This is a genomic window from Streptomyces sp. NPDC029216 (assembly GCF_040648015.1).
In the GTDB taxonomy this organism is placed as follows: Bacteria; Actinomycetota; Actinomycetes; order Streptomycetales; family Streptomycetaceae; genus Streptomyces.
In genome coordinates, this window is sequence record NZ_JBEZWL010000268.1 from 1 (window position 1) to 4,384 (window position 4,384).

The 4,384-nt window shown below is 71.4% G+C and carries 3 protein-coding genes and 2 pseudogenes; 2 read left to right on the top strand and 3 right to left on the bottom strand.

Annotated features, from left to right (window positions below):
* Nucleotides 1–1,165, top strand: a pseudogene (locus AB0F18_RS38600) (hypothetical protein); the annotation flags it as partial.
* Nucleotides 1,166–1,235: 70 nt separating this feature from the next.
* Here AB0F18_RS38600 and AB0F18_RS38605 read toward each other — a convergent pair.
* A pseudogene (locus tag AB0F18_RS38605) lies at nucleotides 1,236–1,967 on the bottom strand (XRE family transcriptional regulator); the annotation flags it as partial.
* A 218-nt stretch (nucleotides 1,968–2,185) separates the two neighbouring features.
* Between AB0F18_RS38605 and AB0F18_RS38610 the strand changes: the two are divergent.
* Nucleotides 2,186–2,671 carry a hypothetical protein gene (locus AB0F18_RS38610; RefSeq protein WP_362070046.1) on the top strand — a complete coding sequence of 162 codons (486 nt, stop codon included), beginning with the start codon at nucleotides 2,186–2,188 and terminating at the stop codon, nucleotides 2,669–2,671.
* A gap of 424 nt (nucleotides 2,672–3,095) precedes the next feature.
* Here the strand turns inward: AB0F18_RS38610 and AB0F18_RS38615 are convergent, their stop codons facing one another.
* Entirely contained in the window at nucleotides 3,096–3,743 is a 648-nt protein-coding gene (locus AB0F18_RS38615; RefSeq protein WP_362070049.1) for a hypothetical protein, read from the bottom strand.
* A gap of 200 nt (nucleotides 3,744–3,943) precedes the next feature.
* A partial coding sequence (locus AB0F18_RS38620) for a TetR/AcrR family transcriptional regulator (RefSeq protein WP_362070052.1) occupies nucleotides 3,944–4,384 on the bottom strand: 441 nt, incomplete at its 5' end.

Sequence of the window (4,384 nt, forward strand, 5' to 3'; positions counted from 1 at the left end):
GGCCCTGGGGGCGCCGTTGCGGTGCCGGCTGCGGGTGACCGCGGCGGCGGTCGGCCACCTCGCCCGCGCCGGTCTGCTGGTCCGCCTCGGCGGGGACGTGGAGTTCCGCGACGTTCAACCGGACCAGGTGGCCGCCCTCGCGCGCCGCCGGGACCTTCCGGTCCTGCTCGACCGGCACGTCCCCCTCGGCCCGGACCAGGCGGCCGTCCGGCTCGGGGTCCGCCGCAGCACCTTCGACGCCGTGGTGCGCCTCGGTTGGGTCGCGCCGGTCGGCTCGGTGGAGATCGACTACAAGCGGCAGGGCGGCGTCACCACGGTCCCGCTGTACTCCGCCGAGGACGTCGCCCTACTCCCCGTCGCCCGGCCCTCGGTCGACTGGCGGGCGGTGTACGCCGCCCCTGCGGGTAGCCGCTCCCCGCTGGCCGCCCTCGACCCGGTTGTCCCGGGCCGGGACAGGGTGCTGCTGGCGGAGGTGGCGCGGATGGCTCGGGTGGGCCGGGCTGCGGTGGTGAACTGGCGCCGCCGGCACGCCGACTTCCCCGCCCCGACCGGCGGCACGGACGTGCATCCGCAGTTCGACCGGCCGGCGATTGTGGCGTGGCTGCTCGCCCACGACAAGATCGAGGTGCCCGTGGGCATGCCGTCGGCCTCGCTGGTCGGGAGCGGTCCCGGGCGCCGTACGTCCCGGTTCCGGCTCGATGGCCCGCACCTGGTCCTGGCCGAGGACGCCGAAGGGCAGGACGAGTTGTCCGGCTGGTCCACGGACGCCGACGCTGACGCGCTGGCCGAGCTGGCGGCCGAGCATTTGGGGGCGTCGGTGGGCCGGCTGACCGCTCCGGGTACGGGGCCGTTGGCGGTGCTGGGGGAGGTGCGGGTGATCGAGCGGTTCAGGTCGGGGTCGGGTGGCCTGCGGGTGACGCTGGCGCGGCCGGCCCGGGTGCGGGGCGCCGCCTCGGAGGGGCCGGCGGGCGGGGTGGTCCGGCACGGGGTGCCGTACGCCGACTCGGCGCAGGAGTGCGCGTGCCGCCGGTACGACTGCGGCGGCCTGGTCCCGGTGTCCTGGTGCACCGAACACGGCGACGCGGTCAACCCGGTCCTGGAATGGCACGCGGGCGGCGGCCTGCGCTGCGCGCAGCTCACGCGGGGCAGCGCCGCCAGGGCGTAGCGGGTGGGCCGTCTGCGGCCTCGAGCTGTGCAGCCCCCGGCGCAACCTCGATGGTGCCGGGGGCTGCTGTTCAGGCCCGGATCTCGTTGACGAGCATGCGCAGGGTGAGGCTGTGCTTTTCCGGTGGCAGGGCATCCATCGCGGCGGTGGCGTGCGCGATACCGCCCGTACGGCCGCCGGACCGGGCGAGCATGAGCCCGCGGTGTAGTTCAAGGTGGGTTGCGAAGCCCGGCAGGGTGGCAGGGAGTTCGGCGAGGGCCTGGTCCTGCGCCTCGGTGGCGGCGCGCTCGTCGCCGAGGCGGGCGAGGAGCAGGGACCGGAACACGTTCAGCCGCCACCACGGCACCGCGTAGTCGGAGGTCTGCTCGTGCGAGCCGGCTGTGTCGAAGACCCGGCGCCCCTGGGTGTCGAGGGCGCGGGCGGTTGTGTGGTCGCCGCGGAGGGCGGCGGCGTGTGCTTTGCCGTAGATCGCGTTGAGCAGGCCGAGTGAGGGGCGGTCGTTGATGGCTAGGGCCTGGTCGGCGAGGACGTCGGCGACGCCGAGGGAGGCGCCCTCGTACCCGAGGGCGATGGCGGCCCGGCCGCGTACCCACACCCGCGCGGCCGGATCCTGCGACTCGTCGGCGGCGCTTGCGGCCATGCGGTACCAGCGCATGGCGGCGGCCCCGTCTGAGCCGGAGAACGTCTTGGCGTACAGGGTCATCAGCCGGGCCGCCGCCGACCACAGGCGGGGCTCGTCGAGCTGCTGCTGAATGACGACCAGCTCGCCGGCCACGCGGCGCTGAATGTCGGCTGCGCCCAATCTGGCGCGAGTGCTTCTCGTAGGAGATCAGGCCCAGCCTGCGGCCGGAAGCGAAGGTCACGACGGCGTCGTGGACCGGGCCCGTCGTCTCTGGCGCCGCCCCCTTGTACTCGTACGGGCCGTGCTCGCCCTCGACGACGGCAAGGAAGACGAACAGACTGGGCTGCTCGCCGGGCTTCTCCTGATACGGCTCGCCCGCCGTCACCTTCAGGACACCCTTGCGCGGCCAGCTCTCCGGCACGGACCCGCACTCGATCCGGGCCACCCCCTCGCGAACGATCGCGGAGCAGTACGTACGGTCGTCCTTCATCCACAGGAGCACACCGGCGTCCGGCGCATCCCGCCGGATCACCGCTACGAACTCGTCAGACGGCATCTCGTGGGACGGCAGCGAGACCATGCCCTTGCGGACCGACGCCAGCATCGGTCCGTCGGCGACCGTGGGCCGCGCCGCCCCGACCGGGATGGCAGGCCCCGACGAGGATGCCGGGTTGGGCGGCGAGGGCGACGCAGCGGGTGAGGCCTGCGCCTGCCGCGACTGCGGCGGCGCGGATCCCGACGGCGGAGCCGTCGTACACGAAGTCACGGCCAGCAGTGCCAGTCCGTACCCCGCTCCGCGCGCAAAGAGCCTGCGCCCGTGCCTGTTGAGCCCCATCCCCGTACGGGCGATCACGTTCGGGGCATCGTTCGAGGCCATCATGTGATCAGCCCCGGGCCGCTTGGACGCCCGGCGGACAGCGGAAGAGACGTGGTCAACCAGATCGCTGGGAGCTTGGGCCGAGATCGCGTCCGTCCAGAACTTCAATGTCGGTGATAGTGGTCCGGGAGGGATCCAAGCTCAGCCAGATGATGTCCATGCCATCGCGTTCGAGTTGGATCATCGAGGAACCCGACGAACCGGGCGGCGCAGTCAGCAGGTTGATGCACGTTGCTGTACAGGTGCATGGGCCGTAGTAGGGCAGGTCAGCGACTACCTCGGCTAGCGGCTCACCCTCAGCACGCAGTAGTTCACCGATCTCGGTAGCAAGTGCCGGGAGCGCATCCGCAAGTCGTGGGTACAGCCCATCTGTCACCACGGCACCGTACATGTCGCAGGCCCTGAGGAGCACCAGTGGTTAAAGATCAAGCTCAGGTGAAGGCAATGGCTGATCCGGTCGAGATTGAGAGTTTCGCAGCGTGGAGGAGTTGCAGGCATACATAGGACTCGACGCCGTAGCGCTGCCACCCCTCGGTGGCCGGCTTCTCGGCATCGGCGGCCTCGAAGACCTCTTCGGAGTGTGGATCGAGGTCTTCTGGAAGACCGAGGGCTTCAGCGAGTCGACGGGCTTCCTCCAGCAGACGCACCGAAGACCCCAGGTAGCCGCCCCGTGCCTTTTTGTCCACGATGACGTGGGCGAAGTCGACGGGGACGTAGTAGCCCTCGCAGTCCGAATGATGGACCAGATGGTCGAACGGTCCGGGAGGATCACTCGGGAGATCCTCGTAGACCTTGCCCAGGAGCGGGTCGTCAGTCGCCCGCTGGCTGCCGTCCAGCGGCTCGGGCAGGCGCCCGCCCGCTGCAAGGTGGACAGCAAGACGGCGAACGGTGTGCAGGCCCGAGTAACCCCACGCCTCGAACTCTGCGCCCTCCTCCTCGTCGAGGTCGGGCTCAGCCCATGGTCGCGCTCCCGCACGCTCCAGTAGCTCGCCGATCGCGACGAAGTCAGCGCGGACCATCTCGGTGTAGTCCTCGTCCTCGGCGTCCACGAGGACCCCGACCACTATGTTCAATCCCATGGCCCGATCTTGCCATCGGCGATCCGGCGACCACTCGTTGCCCTGCCGCCGAGGTCACGCTGCCTGGCCGTAGCCGTCGGCCTCCGGCTGACCGTCTCCGCGCAGCGGGCTGAAGTCGACATCCAGGTGCGGGTCGTACGCCTCCGGTTCAAGGCCTGACACCGCCGTTGCCGAAGCCGATCGTTTGTGAGGACCGGGGGTCAGTGCGCGCGTACGCCGTCGATGGCGATCGACAGCAGGAGGTCGGCCTCGGCCGGGCCGTCGGTCTCCTGCTCGGTGGCCAGCGCGATGGCGCCGACGAGCTTGAGCAGTGGGGCGATGGTGATCCCGGCGCGCACGGCTCCTGCCGCTTGGGCGCGCGCAAGGAGGGCGTCTCCGGCAGCGGTGATCAGGTCGTGGCAGGTTTCACCCAGCGCGGGGTCTCCGTCCCGCATCAGCGAAGACCCCAGGCCCCGGTTGGCCACGGCGTGCGCGCCGACGGCGTGGAGCCAGGTGGTCAGCGCCCGGCCCGGGTCGGGTTCGGCGAGGAGGTCGTCCGCCTTCGCGCACAGGGCCTCGACCCGTTCCTTGAAGACGGCCTCCAGGAGTGCCTGCCGGGAGGGGAAGTGGCGGTGCAGGGTGGCCGAGCCGACTCCGGCACG